15 protein-coding genes are annotated in these 22,086 nt (G+C 64.4%); 5 read left to right on the forward strand and 10 right to left on the reverse strand.

From position 1 onward, the window contains the following. Nucleotides 1–92 precede the first annotated feature (92 nt). The gene (locus HU760_RS14375) at nt 93–1,412 is read left to right on the forward strand and encodes a flavin-containing monooxygenase (RefSeq protein WP_186676507.1); all 1,320 of its coding nucleotides are present in this window, start codon (nt 93–95) and stop codon (nt 1,410–1,412) included. Next, nucleotides 1,412–1,828 (forward strand): RidA family protein, encoded by a 417-nt coding sequence (locus HU760_RS14380; protein ID WP_186676504.1) that lies wholly within the window; start codon nt 1,412–1,414, stop codon nt 1,826–1,828. The genes HU760_RS14375 and HU760_RS14380 overlap by 1 nt, the downstream gene beginning before the upstream one ends. Before the next feature lie 102 nt (nt 1,829–1,930). Here HU760_RS14380 and pgm read toward each other — a convergent pair whose 3' ends face one another. Next, on the reverse strand, nt 1,931–3,568 hold the full coding sequence (pgm, locus tag HU760_RS14385; RefSeq protein WP_186676501.1) for a phosphoglucomutase (alpha-D-glucose-1,6-bisphosphate-dependent): 1,638 nt from the start codon (nt 3,566–3,568) through the stop codon (nt 1,931–1,933). A gap of 214 nt (nt 3,569–3,782) precedes the next feature. Between pgm and HU760_RS14390 the strand changes: the two genes are divergently transcribed. Both HU760_RS14390 and HU760_RS14395 read left to right on the forward strand, forming a co-directional pair. Next, on the forward strand, nt 3,783–4,430 hold the full coding sequence (locus HU760_RS14390) for a DUF1345 domain-containing protein (RefSeq protein ID WP_186676499.1): 648 nt from the start codon (nt 3,783–3,785) through the stop codon (nt 4,428–4,430). A 275-nt stretch (nt 4,431–4,705) separates the two neighbouring features. Then, nucleotides 4,706–4,966 carry a DUF1652 domain-containing protein gene (locus tag HU760_RS14395; protein ID WP_170030233.1) on the forward strand — a complete coding sequence of 87 codons (261 nt, stop codon included), beginning with the start codon at nt 4,706–4,708 and terminating at the stop codon, nt 4,964–4,966. Here the strand turns inward: HU760_RS14395 and HU760_RS14400 are convergent. From HU760_RS14400 to HU760_RS14440, 9 genes are all read right to left on the reverse strand, one after another. Beyond that, entirely contained in the window at nt 4,963–7,053 is a 2,091-nt protein-coding gene (locus HU760_RS14400) for a putative bifunctional diguanylate cyclase/phosphodiesterase (protein WP_186676497.1), read from the reverse strand. The genes HU760_RS14395 and HU760_RS14400 overlap by 4 nt on opposite strands. A gap of 98 nt (nt 7,054–7,151) precedes the next feature. After that, entirely contained in the window at nt 7,152–8,639 is a 1,488-nt protein-coding gene (locus HU760_RS14405) for an efflux transporter outer membrane subunit (RefSeq protein WP_186676495.1), read from the reverse strand. After that, on the reverse strand, nt 8,636–11,743 hold the full coding sequence (locus tag HU760_RS14410) for an efflux RND transporter permease subunit (protein ID WP_186676492.1): 3,108 nt from the start codon (nt 11,741–11,743) through the stop codon (nt 8,636–8,638). Before HU760_RS14410 ends, HU760_RS14405 begins: the two co-directional genes overlap by 4 nt. Then, the gene (locus HU760_RS14415; RefSeq protein WP_186676489.1) at nt 11,740–14,835 is read right to left on the reverse strand and encodes an MdtB/MuxB family multidrug efflux RND transporter permease subunit; all 3,096 of its coding nucleotides are present in this window, start codon (nt 14,833–14,835) and stop codon (nt 11,740–11,742) included. Before HU760_RS14415 ends, HU760_RS14410 begins: the two co-directional genes overlap by 4 nt. Beyond that, the gene (locus HU760_RS14420; protein WP_186676486.1) at nt 14,832–16,145 is read right to left on the reverse strand and encodes an MdtA/MuxA family multidrug efflux RND transporter periplasmic adaptor subunit; all 1,314 of its coding nucleotides are present in this window, start codon (nt 16,143–16,145) and stop codon (nt 14,832–14,834) included. The genes HU760_RS14415 and HU760_RS14420 overlap by 4 nt, the downstream gene beginning before the upstream one ends. 228 nt (nt 16,146–16,373) lie before the next feature. Continuing rightward, entirely contained in the window at nt 16,374–16,874 is a 501-nt protein-coding gene (gene tpx, locus HU760_RS14425; RefSeq protein WP_186676483.1) for a thiol peroxidase, read from the reverse strand. Between the two features lie 167 nt (nt 16,875–17,041). Then, nucleotides 17,042–18,322 (reverse strand): serine/threonine transporter, encoded by a 1,281-nt coding sequence (locus tag HU760_RS14430; protein ID WP_186676480.1) that lies wholly within the window; start codon nt 18,320–18,322, stop codon nt 17,042–17,044. Between the two features lie 287 nt (nt 18,323–18,609). Next, the gene (locus tag HU760_RS14435; protein WP_186676478.1) at nt 18,610–19,806 is read right to left on the reverse strand and encodes an amino acid aminotransferase; all 1,197 of its coding nucleotides are present in this window, start codon (nt 19,804–19,806) and stop codon (nt 18,610–18,612) included. Nucleotides 19,807–20,031: 225 nt separating this feature from the next. Next, entirely contained in the window at nt 20,032–21,057 is a 1,026-nt protein-coding gene (locus HU760_RS14440) for an Ldh family oxidoreductase (RefSeq protein ID WP_186676475.1), read from the reverse strand. A gap of 142 nt (nt 21,058–21,199) precedes the next feature. On the opposite strand from HU760_RS14440, the gene HU760_RS14445 reads away from it, so the two are divergent. Further along, nucleotides 21,200–22,072: a MurR/RpiR family transcriptional regulator gene (locus HU760_RS14445; protein ID WP_186676472.1), complete on the forward strand. Its 873-nt coding sequence runs from the start codon at nt 21,200–21,202 to the stop codon at nt 22,070–22,072. Nucleotides 22,073–22,086 lie beyond the last annotated feature (14 nt).

The following is a 22,086-nucleotide window of genomic DNA, read 5'->3' on the forward strand; positions in this document are numbered from 1 at the left end:
TTCGCCGTTCCCACGGCATCCCTAGTCTGGCCCCAGGCAACGGCGGTCCTCCAAACCGACCTGACAAAAACCGCCTGAACAAGGGCTCGGACATGACACTGAACAATCTTGAAATCGACACCCTCGTGGTCGGCGCCGGCCAGGCCGGCGTGGCCATGAGCGAACACCTGAGCAAGCTTGGCGTGCCGCACCTGGTGCTGGAGCGCAAGCGTATCGCCGAGGCCTGGCGCAGCGGCCGCTGGGACTCGCTGGTGGCCAATGGCCCGGCTTGGCACGACCGCTTCCCGGGGCTGGAATTCGACCTTGACGCTGATGCCTTCGCCGGCAAGGACCAGGTGGCCGACTACTTCGAGCAGTACGTACGCAAGTACAACCTGCCGGTACGCACCGGCATCGAAGTGAGGAAGGTCGTGCGCAACAGCGACCGCCCCGGCTTCACCATCGACACCAATGAAGGCGTGATCCGCGCCAACCGCGTGGTCGCTGCCACCGGCCCATTCCAGAAACCGGTGATTCCGGCCATCGCACCGCAAGACAGCAACCTGCACCAGATCCACTCGGCCGCCTATTACAACCCCGCACAACTGCCCGCAGGGGCTGTGCTGGTAGTGGGCGCCGGCTCCTCGGGTGTACAGATCGCCGAGGAGCTGATGCGCGCCGGGCGCCAGGTGTACCTGTCGGTCGGTGCCCACGACCGCCCGCCACGCGCCTATCGCAACCGTGACTTCTGCTGGTGGCTGGGTGTGCTGGGTGAGTGGGATGCAGAAGTCGCCAAGCCCGGCCGCGAGCACGTGACCATTGCTGTCAGCGGTGCCCGTGGCGGCCACACCGTGGACTTCCGCGCCCTCGCCCAGCAAGGCATGACCCTGGTCGGCCTGACCGAGTCGTTCGCAAACGGTGTGGCACGCTTCCAGGACAACCTGGTCGAGAACATCAACCGCGGCGACGAGAATTACCTGGCCCTGCTGGATGCCGCCGATGCCTATATCCAGCGCAACGGCCTTGAGCTGCCGGAAGAGCCCGAAGCCCGTGAACGCCTGGCCGACCCGGAATGCATGCGCAACCCGCTGCTGCAACTGGACCTGGCCAAGGCCGGCGTCAGCAGCATCATCTGGGCCACCGGTTACAGCGTGGATTTCAGCTGGCTGCAGGTCGACACCTTCGACGCCAACGGCAAGCCCCAGCACCAGCGCGGCGTGGCCCGCGAGCCGGGCATCTACTTCCTTGGCCTGCCGTGGCTATCGCGCCGTGGCTCATCGTTCATCTGGGGCGTATGGCACGACGCCAAGCACGTCGCCGGCCACATCGCCACGCAACGCACCTATACCGCCTACCGCGACCGCCAGCAACGCGCCGCGGATGAGCAGCAACACGCCCAGATCAGCAACGTCAGCACCTTCGGAGCCCACTGATGCCTACCCATACCCGCATCCGCATGTTCAACACCAAGGCCACCTACCCCAACCAGACCCTGGACAACGACCTGTGCCAGGCGGTGCGCGCCGGCAATACCATCTATGTACGCGGGCAGGTCGGCACCGACTTCGACGGCAACCTGGTTGGCCTGGGGGACCCACGGGCGCAGGCCGAGCAGGCGATGAAAAACGTCAGGCAGCTGCTTGAAGAGGCCGGCTCGGAGCTGTCGCACATCGTCAAGACCACCACCTATATCACCGACCCGCGCTTTCGCGAGCCGGTGTACAGGGAGGTGGGTAAATGGCTGAAGGGCGTGTTCCCGATTTCCACCGGGCTGGTGGTCGCCGGGCTGGCCCAGGCCGAGTGGTTGATGGAGATCGATGTGATCGCCGTAGTGCCCGACTCCGTCTGACCGGTTTGACACGGCCGCTCCACGGATTGCACATGCCCTGAAAACCCAACGGGACATCGGGCGCCGCCCGCGCGGCGCCCGATCCGGCCGTGCATGCCCTGATCAGGCGATCGCGGCGTCCACCAACAGCTGCGCTTCCTGCACCAGGCGCTGCAGGTGCGCCTCATCGATGAAGCTTTCGGCGTAGATCTTGTAGATGTCCTCGGTGCCCGACGGCCGCGCGGCGAACCAGCCATTGGCGGTCATCACCTTCAGCCCGCCAATCGCCTGGCCATTGCCCGGCGCGTGGCTGAGGATCTGCACGATCGGCTCCCCGGCCAGTTCGGTCGACTTCACCTGCTCCGGCGCCAGCTTGCTCAGCAGCGCCTTCTGCCGGGCATCTGCCTTGGCTTCGACCCGCGTGGCAAATGGCTTGCCCAGCGCCGCGGTGAGGTCGGCGTAGGCCTGGCTCGGATTGCGCCCGGTGCGGGCGGTCATCTCGGCAGCCAGCAAGGCCGGGATCAGGCCGTCCTTGTCGGTGGCCCAGACCGAGCCATCGCGGCGCAGGAACGAAGCCCCTGCACTCTCCTCGCCGCCAAAGCCGAGCGTCCCGTCGAACAACCCTTGGGCAAAGAACTTGAAGCCCACCGGCACTTCGTACAACTCGCGGCCCAGGCGCTGGGTAACGCGGTCGATCAGGCCGCTGGACACCACGGTCTTGCCCACTGCGGCGTCACTGCGCCATTGCGGGCGGTGGCGGTACAGGTAGTCGATGGCCACGGCCAGGTAGTTGTTCGGCTGCAGCAGGCCATCCGGGGTGACGATGCCGTGGCGGTCATGGTCAGGATCGCAGGCGAACGCCACGTCGAAGCGCTCGCGCAGGCCGATCAGACCTTGCATGGCGTACGGCGAGGACGGGTCCATGCGGATCTGGCCGTCCCAGTCGACGGTCATGAAGCGGAAGGTCGGGTCGACCTCGGTATTCACCACTTCCAGGTCCAGCTGGTAGCGCTCGGCAATCGCCGACCAGTAACGCACCCCGGCCCCGCCCAGCGGGTCGACCCCCAGGCGCAGCTTGGCACCACGGATGACGTCGAAGTCGATGACGTTTTCCAGGTCGGCCACGTAGCTGCTGACGTAGTCGTGACGCTGAGTGGTGGCGGCCTGCAGCGCCTGGGCATGCGCCATGCGCTTGACCCCTGCCAGGTTCGCCGCCAGCAGTTCGTTGGCCTTGGCTTCGATCCACTTGGTCACGTCGCTGTCGGCCGGGCCGCCATTGGGTGGGTTGTACTTGAAGCCACCGCTCTGCGGTGGGTTGTGCGACGGGGTGATGACAATGCCATCGGCCAGGCCCTGCACGCGGCCACGGTTATGGCAGAGAATGGCGTGGGACACGGCCGGGGTCGGCGTGTACTCGTCGTCCTTGGACAGCATCACCTGCACGCCGTTGGCAGCCAGCACTTCCAGGGCGCTGGCGGTCGCCGGTGCCGACAGGGCGTGGGTATCGGCGCCAATGAACAGCGGGCCATCGATGCCCTTTTCCTGGCGATACAGGCAGATGGCCTGGGTGATCGCCAGGACGTGGTATTCGTTGAAACTCAATTCAAGCGAAGTGCCCCGGTGCCCCGAGGTGCCGAAGGCCACCCGCTGGGCCGCCACGGCAGCATCAGGGCGGCCGGTGTAGTAGGCGGTGAGCAGTCGGGGAATATCGACCAGCACGCTGGCCGGAGCCGGCTTGCCTGCCAAAGGACTGAGCGTCATGCAAAAACCTCGAGTTCAACGGATGTTGGGGTTGGAGCGTGCAGTGTACTGAGAGTTGCGTGGGTGCGCGATGGGCGGCAGCAAAGAACAGCTGCACAATGTCCGTGGCCGTCGCCCGCTCCCGCGGCGACCCGCAATTCATCATAATCGAGCCAATGCATCCCGCAGCGGATGCGCGACATCACCGTCTAGAGTAATTTGCCAGCGAGGCCACATGGCTTTCCACCGCCTGACCCACACCCACCCGCGCCTGACTGTCGCCACCCTGGCCGGCCTGCTCGGCGCCTGGCTGATACCTGCAGACGACACCGTTCAGCACGTCCTTGCCGGCTGGAACCTTGGTGTATGGCTTTACCTGCTGCTGGTGTTCTACCTGACCTGGAATGCCAACCCGGAAAAGGTGCGCAAGGTCGCCCGGGTCGAAGATGAAAATGCCGGCCTGGTCTTGCTCACCGTGTGCATCGCTGCGATAGCCAGCCTCGCCGCGGTCACCCTGCAGTTGGTCTCCAGTCGTGGCCTGCAAGGCACAGCACTGGCTCTGCATTACCTCTACACCGGCCTGACCGTGGCCGGTTCCTGGTTGCTGATCGGCTGCATCTTCAGCCTGCATTACGCCCGGCTGTTCTACACCGCGCAACGGCATGAGCCGCCGCTGCGTTTTGCCGATGGCGAGCGCAACCCGGATTACTGGGATTTCCACTACTTCTCGTTCACCATCAGCATCGCGGTGCAGACCTCCGATGTCGGCGTCGCCGGGCGCGGCTTACGCAAGGTGGTGCTGGCGCATTCACTGGTCGGGTTCGTTTTCAACACCGCGATTCTCGGTTTCACCATCAACATCGCGGCAGGACTGCTGGGCTGACCGCACCATTCGTCTGAAAAAGTGCCGACCGAACCTCGCAGGGAATGACGGAAAACACCGGCATGAGTGCGGCTATCCTGCCTGGAAAACGTTTGCAAGAAGGTGCCTCGGTGGCCGGCGTGGCGCACAAAGATGTGACCGCCATCATGCATTAGTACTTTTGTCGCATTGGCCAGCGAGCATTGCGTGTGGCAGGTGCTATGGTTACCTTCCCGGCGGCCACAGCGAGGTGGCCACCCGCTCATCCACGTCCGGGTACGGACAAGGAGGCTGGCATGAACAAAATGACGTTCCCCAACGCCTGCCAGGTGATGCGCTGGCATTTCCACCCACTGGGCTTCGAAGCCAGCATGGATGCGCCGCGCAGCATGGTCGCGCGGTTGTTCGACCGCGCCACCGGCGAAACCCTGCTGGCCATTGCCGGCATTCCCTGCGCGGCGATCATGGCCGCAGCGGACGTAGAGCGCATCATCGAAGCCGTCGAAGCGGAAATGGACGCCTTCATCCCCGCCATCCCCCTGCGCGATGCGGTCTAACCCACCGCCGTATTGCTCTCGCGCATGGCCTGCAACTTGCCCATGAACTGCTCGGCCGGCACTGGTTGGCCCAGCAGGTAACCTTGCAGCGAATCACAGCCCAGGCGGGTCAGGAAAGCCTGCTGCTTGTCGGTCTCCACCCCTTCGGCAACGATACGCAGGCCCAGCGCCTGGCCCAGCGCCACGATCGCTGAAACGATGGCCGCATCGTCGCTGTCCTGCTCCAGGTCGCGCACGAACCCGCGGTCGATCTTCAGCTCGTTGGCCGGCAGGCGCTTGAGATACATCAGGCTGGAGTAGCCGGTACCAAAGTCATCGATGGACAAGTCCACGCCCATGTCGGACAGGCGCTGCAGTACCGTCAGGCTGGCGTCGGCGTCGTGCATGGCGGTGGTTTCGGTAATTTCCAGGGTCAGGCAATTGGCTGGCAGGCCGGTCTGCTGCAAGGCCCGGGCCACGCTCTCGACCAGCCCGGCATGACAGAACTGGATGGCTGACAGGTTCACGGCCATTCGCCAGCCCTGATACCCCTGATCCAGCCACTGACGCATCTGCCGGCAGGCCTCGATGAGCACCCACTCACCGATGGGAATGATCAGGCCGGTTTTCTCTGCCAGGCCGATGAAACGGTCGGGCAGCAACAGGCCCTGCTGCGGGTGCTCCCAGCGCAGCAAGGCCTCGGCGCCGATCGGCTGGCACGCCTGGGCGTCGAACTTGGGCTGGTAGTGCAAGCGGAACTGGCGCAGCTCCAGCGCCTGACGCAGGTCCTGCAGCAGTTGCAGTTGCTGGCGGGCGTTACTGTTCATCGACGCATCGAAGAAGCTGTAGCCGTTCTTGCCGGCGCTCTTGACGTGATACATGGCGGCGTCGGCATTACGCAGCAACTCGTGCTGATCCTGGCCGTTACCCGGGTACAGGACGATGCCCAGGCTCGCTGACAGCTGCAGGTCATGCTCGGCCACGCGGAACGGCCGTGACACCAGATTGACCTGCTTAACCGCCACGTCCACGGCATCGTTCGGTTCCTGCAATTCCACCAGCAACACGAATTCGTCACCGCCGATGCGCGCCAGCGTGTCCTGGCTATGCAGGTGACCACGCAGGCGGGCCGCCACGGCCTTGAGCAGTAAATCGCCGATGTGGTGGCCGAAGGCATCGTTGACCGGCTTGAAGCCATCCAGGTCGATGAACATCAAGGCAAAGCAACCGCCCTGCTCCGCCACCTTGGCGATAGCCTGTTCGATGCGGTCGGCCAGCAGGGTGCGGTTGGGCAGGTCGGTGAGGGTGTCGTGCAGGGCCAACTGGGTGAGTTCCTGGTTGGCCAGGGTCAGCGAACGGGCCAGCTCGGCGGTGCGCGCCTCGAGGCGGGCATCCAGCACCGAAGTGAGCAAGGCGACGGCCAATACGGCCAAGGTAGTGATCAGCACCAGGTAGACCAGACCGTCGCCTTGCAAGCCTCCCCCCGCCAGCGCGCCGCAAAAGCTGCCCTCGGGAAAGTTCGCCGCGGCCATGCCGGTGTAGTGCATACCGACGATCGCAATCCCCATCACCACTGCCGCCAGGCCACGGATCTGCCGGACGTAGGGCGTGTGCTTGCGCAGGCGGAAGGCAATCCACAAGGCCGCTGCCGAGGCGCCCACGGCAATCAGCAACGAGGCGCCGAACAGGGTCGGGTCATAGTCGATACCTGGCAGCATGCGCAGCGCTGCCATGCCGGTGTAGTGCATGCAGGCAATGCCGGCGCCCATGACCAGCGCACCGAAGCCCAGTTGCACCCCCGGCAGACTCGGTTGGCTGACCAGCCACAGGGCAAAGCCCGACGACAATACGGCAATCAGCAGCGAAAACGCGGTCAGGCCCAGGTCATAGCCCAGGTCGATGGGCAGGCTGAAGGCGAGCATGCCGATAAAGTGCATCGACCACACGCCGATGCCCATGGCCAGTGCACCACCGCCCATCCACAGCAACGCAGCCCGGCCCGTTGCCGTGGCGATGCGGCCGGTCAGGTCAAGGGCGGTATAGGACGCCAGAATTGCCACGCACAGCGAAATCAACACCAGCGAAGAGGAGTAGCTACCGGTCAGCATTGGAAGGTACCAGCGACGGGCCAGGCCCGGAAAAAGCTGACGATTGTACTCAAGCTTAGGCGAAACGCACGGGGTTTTTGCGCCCGGCGAACACCAGGTCAGTCCTGCCTGGCAAAAGCCTGCCCGGCGTCCCAGCCACCGCCCAGCGCGGCAATCAGTTGCACGCTGGCCACCAGGCGCCCTTGCAGCAGGTTCAGCACGCTGCGCTCGTTGCTTAGCGCCGTGGTCTGCACATTCACCACATCCAGGTAGCCGATCAGCCCCGCGCGGTACTGGTTCTCGGTCAGGCGCAGTGACTCGCGAGCAGCATCCAGCGCCTCCTGGCGCACTGCTGCTTCATCGCCGTAGACCTTCAACTGTACCAGCAGGTTCTCCACTTCCTTGAAGCCGTCGAGCACGGTCTGGCGATACTGCGCCACGGTCTGGTCATACACCGCCACCGTGCGGTCCACCTCGGCGCTGCGCTTGCCGGCGTCGAACAAGCTCAGCGCCAGTTGCGGGCCCACCGACCAGTAGCGGTTGGGCAGTTCGATCCAGTTGTTGAAGCTGCTGCTGGAATAGCCACCATTCATGCTCAGGCTAAGGTCCGGGAAATACGCCGCCCGCGCCACACCAATGTTGGCGTTGGCCGCCATCACGTTGCGTTCGGCGGCGGCGATGTCCGGGCGCCGTTCCAGCAACTGCGAAGGCAGGGTAACCGGTACCTGCGGAAGAGCCGGTATGCTTTTGCTGTCGGCCAGGGTGAACTCGGCCGGGGCTTTGCCGAGCAACACGGCAATGGCGTTCTCGAACTGCGCGCGCTGCCAGACCAGGTCGATCAGGTCGGCCTGGGTGCTTTTCAGCTGGGTACGCGCCTGGGCCACCGCATCCGCGCCGGCGACACCCGCGCGGTACTGGTTCTGGTTCATCCGCAGCGAGCGCTCATAGGCCGCCACGGTGGCTTCGAGCAGGCGCTTCTGCTCGTCGATCACCCGCAACTGCAGGTAGTTCTGCACCAGTTCCGACTGCTGGCTGAGGCGGATCGAGGCCAGGTCGGCCAGGCTGGCTTCGGCACTGGCCTGGTTGGCATCGAGGGTTTCGCGCAGCTTGCCCCACAGGTCGATTTCCCAGCTGACGCCGAGCTGGGCGTTGTAGGTGTTGCGAATGCCGCTGCTGTTGTTGGACAGGCTGGAACTGGAGCTGCCGGTGCCCTGGGCCGAGCGGTTCTTGCCGACGCTCAGGTCGAGGCTGGGGAACAGTGCCGCGCGGCTACTGCGCACCAGCGCCTGGGCCTGGCGATACTGGGCCTCGGATTGCGCCACGGTCTGGTTGCTGCGGTTCAGTTCCTCGACCAGCGCATTGAGCCCGGCATCGCCGTAGATCTCCCACCAGGCCCCGCGGGCGATGGCATCGGACGGCGCGGCCTGGGTCCAGCCTTCGGCGTGCTTGAATTGCGCCGTGCCGCTCATCTCAGGGCGGTGGTAATCCGGGCTCAGGGTACAGGCACTGAGCAAGGCCACGCACAACCCGGCACCGAGCAGGCGTGAGCCACGCGCACGCGCCAGCACTTGCAGGGTTCGGTGAAGTGGGGTCTGGGCAAAAGTCATAGCGGGGTATCCAGGGCGGCGTCGGTGCGCACGCCGCGCCAACGGTTGAAACGGTGACGCAGGCGGTCCAGGTACAGGTACACCACCGGCGTCGTGTAAAGGGTGAGGACCTGGCTGAACACCAGCCCTCCGATGATGGTCAGGCCCAGCGGCTGGCGCATTTCCGCGCCTTCGGCACGGCTCAGCAGCAGCGGCAAGGCACCCAGGATGGCCGCCAGCGTGGTCATCAGGATCGGCCGCAGGCGCAGCAGGCAGGCGCGGCGAATCGACGCCTCCGGGGACAGGCCCTGGTGACGCTCCAGCTGCAAGGCCAGGTCGATCATCAGGATCGCGTTCTTCTTCACCACGCCAATCAGCAGGAACAAGCCCAGTAGCGAGATCAGGCTGAACTCACCGCCAGTGACGTACAGTGCCAGCAAGGCGCCGACGCCGGCCGAGGGCAGTGTCGACAGAATGGTCAACGGGTGAATGTAGCTTTCGTAGAGAATACCCAGCACCAGGTATACCAGCACCAGTGCGCCAAGGATCATCAGCGGCTGGCCTTGCTGAGTCCTGGCAAAGGCATCGGCACTGCCACCGAGCTTGCCAATCACTTCCTCCGGCAGGCCCAGCTTGGCCACGGCATGCTCCAGCGCCACCATGGCCTGGTCGGGGCTGTAGCCTTCGGCGATGTCGAAGGCGATGCTTTCGGCAGCGAACTGGCCTTCGTGGCTGACCCGGTCGTTGGCCAGGCTGTTCTGGTAATGGGCGATGGTCGACAGGGGCACGCGGGCACCGTCGGAGGTGATCACCTGCACCTGTTCCAGCGTGCTCGGGTCCCAGGCGTATTTGCGGTTGATCTCCAGCACCACCTGGTACTGGTTGAGGCTGTCGTAGATGGTGGAGATCTGCCGCTGGCTGTAGGCGTTGTTCAGTACGCTGGTGACCATGTCCATGTCGATCCCCAGGCGCTTGGCCTGGTCACGGTCGACCACCAGGGTGACCTGCTGGGTTCCGGCACCGTCGCGGGCGTCGATGGCCGTCAGTTGCGGTAGCGCACGCAGTGCTGCCACCACCTTCGGGAACCATTCGCGCAAAGCGGCCAGATCGCCGCTTTGCAGGCTGTAGAGATACTGCGACGAGGTCTGGTCGCGACCGCCGCCGCCCAGTTGCAGGTCCTGGTCGGCCATCAGGAACAGCCGCCCGCCCGGCACCTTGGGCATTTCCTTGCGCAGGCGCTCGATCACCTTCTGCGCATCGATTTTGCGCTCGCTGATCGGTTTGAGGCGGACCAGCACCACGGCGTTGTTGGTGCCGCTGTTGCCGCCGATGAAACCGGCAACGCTCTGCACTGCCGGGTCGGCCAGCAAGGCGCGGCGGTAGATTTCCATTTTCGGCTGCATCACGCCGAACGACAGGCCGTCATCGCCGCGGATGAAGCCTATCAGCTGGCCGGAGTCCTGCTGCGGCATCAGCGTCTTCGGCACAACCACATACAGGGCAACGTTGAGGCCGATGGTGGCCAGCAGGCTGATCAGGGTCAGGCGCTTGTGACGCAAGGCCCAGCCAAGGCTGCGGTCATAGGCATCGACCATGCGCTGGTGCAGCTTGTCGCTCCAGCGCTGCAGGCGGCTCAGCTCGGCCCGGTGTGGCTTCAGCCAGCGGGCGCACAACATCGGCGTGAGGGTCAGCGATACCACCAGCGACACGATGATCGCCGCCGCCAGGGTGATGGAGAATTCCTGGAACAGGTTGCGCACGATGCCACCCATGAACAGGATCGACACGAACACTGCCACCAGTGACACGTTCATCGACAACAAGGTAAAGCCCACTTCCCTGGCACCGAGGTAGGCTGCCTTCATCGGTGGCTGGCCGTCCTCGATATGCCGGGAGATGTTTTCCAACACCACGATGGCATCGTCCACCACCAGCCCGGTGGCCAGGATCAGCGCCATCAGCGACAGGTTATTGAGCGAGAAACCACACAGGTACATGACTGCGAAGGTGCCCACCAGCGACACCGGCACGGCCAGGCTGGGGATCAGCGAGGCGCGCAGGCTGCCGAGGAACAGGTACACCACCAGGATCACCAGCACCACGGCGATCAGCAGGGTATGCTCGGCCTCCTTCAGGGTGGCCTTGATCACCGGCGAGCGATCCATGGCCACGTTCAGTTGCACGCTGGCCGGCAGCAACGACTGCAGGGCTGGCAGTTGCGCCTTGATCTGGTCCACGGTTTCGATGATGTTGGCGCCGCTCTGGCGGTTGACCACCAGCAGTACCGCGCTCTGGTCGTTGAAGAAACCGCTGTTGTAGCGGTTCTCGACGCCATCGGTAACGCTCGCCACGTCGGACAGGCGCAGGATGGTACCGTTCTGCTGGCGGATCACCACCGGCTCGTAGTCCCTGGCGCTTTCCAGCTGGTCGTTGGCCCGCACTTGCCAGCTACGCTCGGCATCCTCGACGAAGCCCATGGGCCGACGCTGGTTGGCGTTGGATACCGCCGTGCGCACCTCGTCCAGCGACAGGCCGTACTGGTTGAGCAATTGCGGCTCGACAGCAATCCGCACCGCCGGCAGCGAACTGCCGCCGATCTGCACTTCCCCCACCCCCGACACCTGGGCCAGGCTTTGCGCCAGGATGGTATCGGCCAGGTCGTACAACTGACCCTTCTGCAGCACCTGCGAAGTCAGCGACAGCACCATGATCGGTGCCTGCGACGGGTTGATCTTCTTGTAGGTGGGCATGCTGCGCATGCCGCTGGGCAACAGATTGCGGGTGGCATTGATCGCAGCCTGCACCTCGCGCGCCGCCCCATCGATGTCGCGGCCCATCTCGAAGCCGATGATCACCCGTGTAGAGCCCTGGTTGGAGCTGCTGGTCAGCGTGGTCACGCCGGCGATGCTACCCAGCTTGCGCTCCAGCGGCGTAGCCACGGTGGAAGCCATGACCTCAGGGCTGGCGCCAGGCAGGTTGGCCGACACCACGATCACCGGGAAATCCATCTGCGGCAGCGGCGCCACCGGCAGCAGGCCGAAGCTGACCCCGCCCAGCAGCAGGATCGCCAGGCTCAGCAGCATGGTCGCCACCGGGCGACGGATGAACGGCCCGGACAGGTTCATGCCTCGGCCTGCCTGGCATCAGCCGGGCGCCAGCGACGGGCCAGGCGGTCGAAGTACAGGTAGATGACCGGGGTGGTGAACAGTGTCAGCACCTGGCTGACCAGCAACCCGCCAACCATCACCAGGCCCAGCGGCTGGCGCAGTTCGGCACCGGAACCGGTGGCGAACATCAGCGGCACCGCGCCGAACAGCGCGGCCAGGGTGGTCATCAGGATTGGCCGGAAACGCAGCAGTGCCGCCTGGTAGATCGCATCGCGCGGGCTCATGCCCTGGTGACGCTCGGCTTCCAGGGCAAAGTCGATCATCATGATCGCGTTCTTCTTGACGATGCCGATCAGCAGGATGATGCCGATGATGGCGATCATGCCCAGGTCGTTGCCGCTGATGAGCAAGGCCAGCAAGGCCCCGACCGCTGCCGATGGCAGGGTGGACAGGATGGTCACCGGGTGGATATAGCTTTCGTACAGCACGCCCAGCACGATGTACATGGTCACCACCGCCGCCAGGATCAGCAGCAAGGTGCTCGACAACGATGCCTGGAAGGCCTCGGCGGCGCCCTGGAAGCGGGTCTGCACGCCCAGCGGCATGCCGATGTCTTTTTGCACCTGCTCGATCACTCGCACCGCCTCGCCCAGCGAGGCGCCATGGGCCAGGTTGAACGACAGGGTCACAGCCGGGAACTGGCCGATGTGGGAAATGGCCAACTGGGCTTGGCGCTGTTCGATACGTGCCAGTGCCGACAGGCGCACCTGGCCGCCATCGGCGGCCTTGACATGAACCGACTCCAGCGCCTGCGGGCCGACGACCGCGGCGTCTTTGGACTGCAGCACCACACGGTACTGGCTGGCCTGGGTGTAGATGGTGGAAATCTGCCGTTGGCCGAACGCGTCGTACAAGGCATTGGTGATCTGCGACACGCTGATTCCCAGGCGGCTTGCCATGTCGCGGTCGATCACCAGGTAGACCTGCAGGCCCTTGTCCTGAAGGTCACTGGCCACATCGGCCAGTTCCGGGCGTTGCTGCAGTGCCTGCACCAGCTTGCCGCTCCACTGCGCCAGCAGGTCCGCATCCGGCGACGACAGGCTGAACTGGTACTGGGTACGGCTGACCCGGTCTTCGATGCTCAGGTCCTGAACCGGCTGCATGAACAGGCGGATACCCACCAGGCGGTCGAGTTGCGGCTGCAGGCGGCTGATCACTTCGCTGGCGGTGACATCGCGCTCGCCATGCGGCTTGAGGTTGATCAGCAGACGGCCACTGTTGAGCGTGGCGTTGTCGCCGTCAACGCCGATGTAGGAAGACAGGCTCTGCACCGCCGGATCCTGCAGGATCACCTTGCTCAACGCCTGCTGGCGCTCGCTCATGGCGGCGAACGAGGTGGCCTGCGGCGCTTCGGAAATGCCCTGGATCACCCCGGTATCCTGCACCGGGAAGAAGCCCTTGGGCACCACCATGTACAGGAACACGGTGAGCCCCAGGCTGGCCACGGCCACCAGCAAGGTCAGCGGCTGGCGCTTGAGCACCCATTGCAGGGCACTGCCGTAGTGCCTGATCAACCAGTCGATCCAGGCGCCACTGGCGCGGTAGAAGCGGCCCTGCTCTTCGGGCTCGGGCTCACGCTTGAGCAGGCGCGCGCACATCATCGGCGTGAGGGTCAGCGACACCACCAGGGAAATCAGGATCGCCACCGCCAGGGTGATGGCGAACTCGCGGAACAAGCGGCCGACCACATCGGCCATGAACAGCAGCGGAATCAGTACGGCAATCAGCGAGAAGGTCAGCGACACCAGGGTGAAGCCGATCTGCCGGGCGCCCTTCAGCGCCGCCTGCATGGGCGTCTCGCCCTCCTCGATGTGGCGGGAGATGTTCTCCAGCATGACGATGGCATCGTCGACCACGAAGCCGGTGGCGATAGTCAGGGCCATCAACGTCAGGTTGTTGACCGAGAAGCCGGCCAGGTACATCACGCCGAAGGTACCGATCAGTGACAGCGGCACGGCAATCGACGGGATGACGGTGGCGCTGAAGCGGCGCAGGAAAACAAAGGTGACCATCACCACCAGGGCGATGGCGAGCAGCAGTTCGTGCTGTACGTCCTTGACCGCGGCACGGATGGTCTGGGTGCGGTCGGTCAACACCGAGACATCGAGGCCGGCCGGCAGATTGTCGGTGATCGACGGCAACAGGTTCTTGATGCGATCGACCACTTCGATGACGTTGGCGCCCGGCTGGCGCTGGATGTTCAGCAGCACCGCGTGGTTGTCATTGGCCCAGGCGGCCAGGCGCTCGTTCTCCGCGCCATCGACAATTTCGGCAACGTCCTTCAGGCGCAGCGGCGCCCCGTTGTTGTAGGCCAGGATCAGATTCGCGTATTCCTCGGGCGAGCGCAGCTGGTCGTTGGCATCGAGCATCGATACCCGGGTCGGCCCGTCGAAGTTGCCCTTGGGCTGGTTGACGTTGGAGGCGCCGATCAGGGTGCGCACGTCGTCCAGGTTCAGGCCGTTGGCGGCCAGGGCATCGACATTGACCTTGATCCGCACCGCCTGGCGCTGACCACCGGCGATGCTGACCATGCCCACGCCACCGATCTGCGCGAGCTTCTGCGCCACGCGGGTGTCGACCAGGTCGTTGAGCTTGGGCAACGGCATGGTCTTGCTGGAAATGGCCAAGGTCAACACCGGGGTGTCGGCCGGGTTGACCTTGTTGTACACCGGCGGCGCCGGCAGGTCGCTGGGCAACAGGTTGCTGGCGGCATTGATCGCCGCCTGCACCTGTTGCTCGGCAACGTCCATGTTCATGTCGAGATTGAAGCGCAAGGTCAGCACCGAGGCGCCGCCGGAGCTGGTCGAGGCCATCTGTTCCAGGCCCGGCATCTGCCCGAACTGGCGTTCCAGCGGCGCAGTGACGGCGCTGGTCATGACTTGCGGACTGGCGCCGGGGTACAGGGTCATGACCCGGATAGTCGGGTAATCCACTTGCGGCAAGGCGGAAACCGGCAGCAGCTTGTAGGCAATCAGGCCGGCCAGGACGATGGCCAGCATGCTCAGCGTGGTGGCGACCGGCCGCAGGATGAACAGGCGCGAAAGGTTCATGCGCCCGCCTTGCCCGCTGTTTTACCGGGCTGGGCTTCACCCGCCTGCGCCGAACCCTTGGTCTCCTGCCCCTGCAGCTGTTGGCCGGGGCTGGTCGGCACTTGCGAACTGTCCTCGACCACTTCCACCTTGGTGCCTTCGCGCAGGCGGTCGGTGCCCTCCAGTACCAGGCGCTCGCCAGCCTTGAGGCCTTCGAGGATGACGCTGTTCTCGCCGTCGCTGGCGCCCACCTTGAGCTTGCGCACGTTCACCGTGCTTTGCTCGTTGACCACGTAGGCAAAGGTGCCGTCGTTGCCGAACTGGATCGCCGCCGCCGGGGCCATGGTCACCTGCCTGAGGGTATCGGCCAGCAGGCGCACGTTGACGAACTGGTTGGGGAACAGGGCCAGGTCCTTGTTCTCGAAGCGGCCCTTGAACTTGAGGGTGCCGGTGGTGGTGTCGATCTGGTTGTCGATGCTGCCCAGTACGCCGACGGACTGCAGTTTGCTGTCGCTGCGGTCCCAGGCCTCGACCGGCAGGCTGACACCGCTGCGGTAGCGCTCCAGCACCGTGCTCAGCTCGGTTTCCGGCAGGGTGAAGGCGACGCTGATCGGTTCGGTCTGGGTGATCACCACCAGCGCGGTGGTGTCGTTGGCCGCCACCAGGTTGCCCAGGTCGAGCTGGCGCAGGCCCACGCGGCCGTTGATCGGCGCACGGATCTGGGTGAATTCGAGGTTAAGGCGGGCGTCGTTGACCTGCGCCTGGTTGGTCTTGACCAGCCCCTGGAACTGCGCCACCTGCGCTTCAGCGGTGTCGAGGGTTTGCTTGGCGATGCTGTCCTCGGCGTACAGGCCTTTATAGCGGGCCAGGTCGACCTGGGCGTTCTTCAGCTGTGCCTGGTTCTGCGCCAGGGTGCCTTCGGCCTGTTGCAGGGCGATGCGGTAAGGGCGCGGGTCGATTTCGGCGAGCAGGTCGCCGGCCTTGACCTGCTGGCCTTCCTTGAAGTGGATCTTTACCAGCTCGCCGGCCACGCGGCTACGCACGTTCACGGTATTGGTCGCGGTGACCGTGCCCAGGGCCTTGTAGTAAAGCGGGAAGTCGCCCACCCGCACCGATTCGACACGCACCGGTACCGGGTCGCTGGAACCGCCAAAGCCCGGGCGGCCGCCCATCATGCCCATGCCCGCGCCCTTGCCCGCGCGCCCGCCACTGCTTTCCTTGTGCACAGGCGACGTTGCAGGCCACAGCCACCAGGCCAATGCAGCCACCAGCAGCAGGATCAGCAGGCCGACGAGCCAGCGACGGGGGGAACGGGAGTTGGGCGCTTGCATGGGTTGAACGAACCTTGTTCGGAATGACGACCTGGGGAGGATGAAACGATAAGCACTGGCATCGCTTTAGCAAAGGGCCTTTACCAGAGGTTTACCTTCGCCTGACGTTGCCAAGACCCTGAACTTTAAATGAAAACGGCCCGGAACGCGTTCCGGGCCGTTTGCAGGGTGTTACCTTGAGCGGTGGCAGGCCTGAGGACTCGGTAGCCTGTACCAGCCCCAAGCAACTTACTTCAGTACAGCCAGCGCCGCATCGTAGTTCGGCTCGTCAGCGATTTCGCCAACCAGCTCGCTGTGCAGCACCTTGTCGTTCTCGTCCAGCACCACCACGGCGCGGGCAGCCAGGCCGGCCAGCGGGCCATCGGCGATGGCGACGCCGTAATTCTCGAGGAACTCACGGCCACGCAGGGTCGACAGGTTCTTCACGTTGTCCAGGCCCTCGGCACCGCAGAAACGTGCCTGAGCGAACGGCAGGTCGGCGGAAATGCACAGCACCACGGTATTGGCCAGTTTGTTGGCCTGGGCATTGAACTTGCGCACCGAGGTAGCGCAGGTCGGGGTGTCGACGCTCGGGAAGATGTTCAGCACCTTGCGCTTGCCGGCAAAGTCGTTCAGCGACTTGTCCGCCAGGCCTTCACCGACCAGGGAGAAAGCCGGAGCCTGGGCGCCGGTTTTCGGCAGTTCGCCTTTGACCTGAACCGGGTTGCCTTTGAGAGTCACTTGAGCCATGACGAAATCCTTATGCGGGGTTTGAAAAGGACACTGAGTTAAGCATGAAGGCGGTCGGGTGCCTATGGGGGCAGGTAAAATTGTTCTATTGCCGGACAAGTCCTGTGGACAAAAAAATGCCCGGGTGGCAACAAGCGACCCGGGCATTCGTCATCGCAGGCGGTGTATCAGCCGAGCAGGCCGTATACCACCGAGGTCAGCGCAACCAGGCCGACTACCACCACGAACACGTTGGAGGCAGCACCGCTGTACTTGCGCATCGACGGCACGCGGCGGATGGCGTACATCGGCATCAGGAACAGCAGCACCGCGATGATCGGGCCGCCCAGCGACTCGATCATGCCGAGGATGCTCGGGTTGAGGGTGGCAACGATCCAGCACACCACCAGCATCAGCGCAGCGACCACGCGGTCCAGGGCCTTGGCACCCGGGCGCGCGCCAGCCTTGGTGATGATGCCCTTGAGGCCTTCGCTGGCACCGATGTAGTGGCCGAGGAAGGACTTGGCGATGGCCACGAAGGCAATCAGCGGCGCAGCGAAGGCGATGGCCGGGTTGCTGAAGTGGTTGGCGAGGTACGACAGGATCGACAGGTTCTGTGCCTTGGCCTCGGCCAACTGGGCGCTGTTCAGGGTGAGCACGCAGCTGAACACGAAGAACAGCACCATCAGCACCATCAGCAGGTGGGCGCGACGCAGGATCTGGCCGCTGCGCTGATCGGCGTGCTCACCGTAGCGGCGCTTCTGGTCAACGGCAAAGGCCGAGATGATCGGCGAATGGTTGAACGAGAACACCATTACCGGAATCGCCAGCCACACGGTATGCAGGAACGCCGATGCCGGCGGCACCTGCTGGGCGCTGTCGAGAATGCCGCCATTCCAGTGCGGAACCAGGTACAGGCCCAGCAGCCCCAGGGCGACGATGAATGGGTAGACCAGCAGGCTCATGACCTTCACCGTGGCCTGCTCGCCGCAGCGCACGATGGCCAGCAGGCCGAGGATCAGCACAAACGACAGAATGGCCCGCGGCGGCGGCTCCATGTGCAACTGGTGCGCCATGAAGCTAGACACGGTGTTGGTCAGCGCCACGCTATAGATCAGCAGGATCGGGAAGATCGCGAAGAAGTACAGCACGGTGATCGCGCCGCCGGCGGAAGCGCCGAAGTGCTCCTTGACCACCTCGGTGATATCGCCGCCGTCACGCCCCGAGAGGACGAAGCGGGTCAGCCCGCGGTGGGCAAAATAGGTCATCGGGAAGGCCAGCGCGGCCAGGATCAGCAGCGGCCAGAAGCCGCCAAGGCCGGCGTTGATTGGCAGGAACAGGGTTCCGGCGCCGATGGCTGTGCCGAACAGGCCCAGCATCCAGGTGGTGTCGTGACGCGACCAGCTGCCAAGGGTGGCGGGGGTCGATTCTGCAAAGCGTTGTTCAACGCTCGGGGCCTGCTCATTCATTCCGGGTGAAGCTCCACTCGCAAGACTGCAACAGGCTGAGAATGGCGAAATAGACGTTCCGCCCAACTCAACCGGGAAAGAGGAGCGCGATTGTGCACGGAAAGGGTGCACTTGCGAAGCCCTATCCGAGAGACGGTTGCACTTGTCTTTACAAGCGGGTTGTGCCGGCAGGCTGGAGTGAAGGGTGCGGGAGCGGCCTTGCGTCGCGATGGGCCGCGACGCAAGGCCGGCAATATTCGCCGGCGAAGCTGCAAAATGTGGGGGCGCTGTGCGCCCCTGGGAAGGGTTTATTTCTGAACGGCGGCGAACGCTTCGGCCACCCGTTGCAGGTTGGCCGGGCGCAAGCCGGACATGCACACACGACCGCTGTCGATCAGGTATACCCCGAACTCGTCACGCAGGCGGCGCACCTGCTCGACGCTGAAGCCGGTGTAGCTGAACATGCCGCGCTGGCGCAGGAAGAACTGGAAGTCCTGGCCTGGCAGCAGCACCGCCAGGGCGTCGACCAGTGCCTGGCGCATGTCGAGGATACGCTTGCGCATCACTTCGACTTCCGCCGCCCACTGGGCATTCAGGCCGGCATCGCCAAGCACGCCAGCGACCAGCTGGGCACCGAAGTTGGGCGGGCTGGAGTAGTTGCGGCGCACGGTGGCCTTGAGCTGGCCCAGCACGCTCTGGGCGGTGGCCTCGTCGTCGCAGACCACCGACAGGCCACCGACGCGCTCGCCATACAGCGAGAAAATTTTCGAGAACGAGTTGCTGACCAGGCACGGTACGCCGGCGCGCGCCATTTCGCGGATGGCGTAGGCATCTTCCACCAGGCCTTCGGCGAAGCCCTGGTAGGCAATGTCGAGGAACGGGATCAGTTGGCGTGCCTTGACCACTTCGACCACTTGCTGCCACTGCTGCTGGTCCAGGTCGGCCCCGGTCGGGTTGTGGCAGCATGGGTGCAGCAGCACCACACTGTTGGCCGGCAGGGTTTGCAAGGTGGCCAGCATGCCGTCGAAGTCCACGCCACGGGTGGCCTGGTCGAAGTACGGGTAAGTGTGCACCTTGAAACCGGCGCCTTCGAAAATGGCGCGGTGGTTGTCCCAGGTCGGGTTGCTGACCCAGACTTCGGATTGCGGGAAGTAGCGCTTGAGGAAGTCGGCACCGACCTTCAGCGCACCGGAACCGCCCACGGTCTGCACGGTGGCCACACGCCCAGACGTCACGGCCGGGTGATCGGCCCCGAACAGCAACGCCTGGATTGCCTGGCGGTAGCTGGCCAGGCCTTCCATCGGCAGGTACAGCGAGGCTTCGTGGTCCTGGCCGGCGATGCGTTTTTCCACCGCATCCACAGCCGCCAGTTGCGGCACCACGCCGGCCTCATCGTAGTACAGGCCGATACTCAGGTTGACCTTGTCGGCGCGCGGATCGGCCTTGAAGGTTTCCATCAGCGAGAGGATCGGGTCGCCGGCATAGGCATCGACATGTTTGAACACAGCGTGCAGCTCCTTGGATCAGGACGGTACGAAAAGTCAGCCCTGAGCATACCCGGAGTGCGCTGTCAGGAACATCAACTATTGTGCAAGGTTGTCCATGCAACAATGCATGGCTGGGAAATTGTGCCGGATTGTTCGCGGGCATGCCCGCTCCCACAGGTACTGCGCAGGGCTCAGGGACGGTGATATCCCTGTGGGAGTGGGCGTGCCCGCGAAGAGGCCGGGTCAGTCAAGCAGCGCTTTCAAGCCCTGCAACTCCTGCTCGGTCAGCGCCACACCCTCCTCCTCGGCCACTTCGCGCTCACGGTAACGCCGTTCACCGGGCATACGGGTCAGCCCTGCCGCCTGCATCTGCTCCACCAGTTCACGGCTGCGCTGGGCGAAGCGCTCGCCCTCGGCCTTGCTCGGGTCGATGACGATGATCAGCTGGCCGGTCCATGGCGTCTTCGCGCCCGGGTGCCCCGACCAGTCGAATTCCCAGGAAAAATGCCCACCGGTCAGCGCCGCCGCCAGCAACTCGACCATCATCGACAACGCCGAGCCCTTGTGCCCGCCAAACGGCAGCAAGGCACCGCCCTCCAGGATTGCCTTGGGGTCGGTGGTCGGCTCGCCATTGGCATCCACACCCATGCCTTCAGGCAACCGCTGGCCGGCGCGCGCGGCAATCTGCACGTCACCGTGAGCCATGGCACTGGTGGCCATGTCGAAGACAATCGGGTCATGTTCGGCACATGGCGCGGCGAAGGCGATGGGGTTGGTACCAAACAGCGGCTTGCGCGCACCATGCGGCACCACGCAGGTCATGCTGTTGACCACGCTCAGCGCCACCAGGCCTTCCTCAGCGAAAGGTTCCACATCTGGCCACAACGCGGCGAAGTGGTGCGAGTTGTGAATGGCCAGTACGGCGATGCCGGCGTTGCGCGCCTTGGCCACCAACAGCCCACGGGCGGCCGCCAGCGCCGGCTGGGCAAAGCCGCCTGCGGCATCGACCCGCACATAGCCAGCTGCCACGTCGCTGACCTGCGGCGTGGCCTGGCCATCGACCCAGCCACTGGCCAGCGTCGAGACGTAGCCTGGCATGCGGAACACACCATGGCTGTGGGCGCCATCGCGCTGGGCGCTGGCGCAATTGTGGGCCAGTACACGGGCCACGCCTTCGCTGCAGCCATGGCGCTGGAAAATAGCCTGCAACAAGGCCTGGAGCTCGGTGAAAGGCACGCGCACGACGGTGCTGGTGGAAGGTGCGGACATCTGAAGCTCCCTTGTTGGAATTGGAATGGCTACAGCGTACAACGACAAAAACTTTCCGGCATGTGACAGTTACCTGTCAATTGTTGACTTGATGACAGAAAACATTCATGTTCTTCGACAAGCCTCACCCTGGAGCCGCAGCATGAGCCAAATGATCAAGCAACGCCTGGAACGCAGCCTCGAAGGGGCCGCTGCTTCGGGCCGCAAGATCGCCACCTACATGCTCGCCAACCTGCATGAACTGCCGTTCCAGACCTCGGCCAGCATCGCCGCCAAACTGGGCGTCAGCGAATCCAGTGTTGGCCGGTTCTGCCGTTCACTGGGTTATGCCCATCTCAAGGCGCTCAAGCAAGACCTGCAGAACGACCTGGGCGACGGCCCGTGGCTGGTGGGAGACCGCTTGCAAGATTACCGCCAGAATCAGGACGCCGGTGACAACGCCGGCAGCCTGGAGCTGGAAATCGCCGCCCTGGTGCGTGTGCACGAGTATCGCCAGGGCAGCGCCTGGCACGCCGTCGCGCAACGCCTGGCCAGCAAGCCGCGGGTGTTCATTGCCGGTTTCCAGACCGAGCGCGGCATCGCCATGTGCATGAGCCATCTGCTGCAGTACCTGCGCGATGGTGTGCAATTGATCGATCTCAGCGCCGGCCACTTCGGCGACGTATTGCTGGGCCGCGCCGAGGACAGCACCCTGGTGGTATTCGAGGCACGCCGCTATTCCCGCCACGCCCTGCTGCTATGCCAGAAGGCGCGCGAGGCTGGCATTGCGGTCACCCTGGTGACCGACACCTTCTGTGACTGGGCCGATGCCAACGCCAACGAGGTGTTCCGCATCCCCACCGAATTCAACCTGTTCTGGGAATCCACCTCGACCATGCTGTCGTGGGTGCACCTGATGGTCAACGAGGTCTGCAAGAAGCTCGGGCCGGATGTTGAAAAACGCTTGGAAGCAACTGCCGCTCTACATAACGAATTCGTCGGCTACACCTCGTGGTCGACGGGAAAACAACAATAGCAAGAGTGCAAAGA

Source organism: Pseudomonas oryzicola (assembly GCF_014269185.2).
GTDB lineage: Bacteria > Pseudomonadota > Gammaproteobacteria > Pseudomonadales > Pseudomonadaceae > Aquipseudomonas > Aquipseudomonas oryzicola.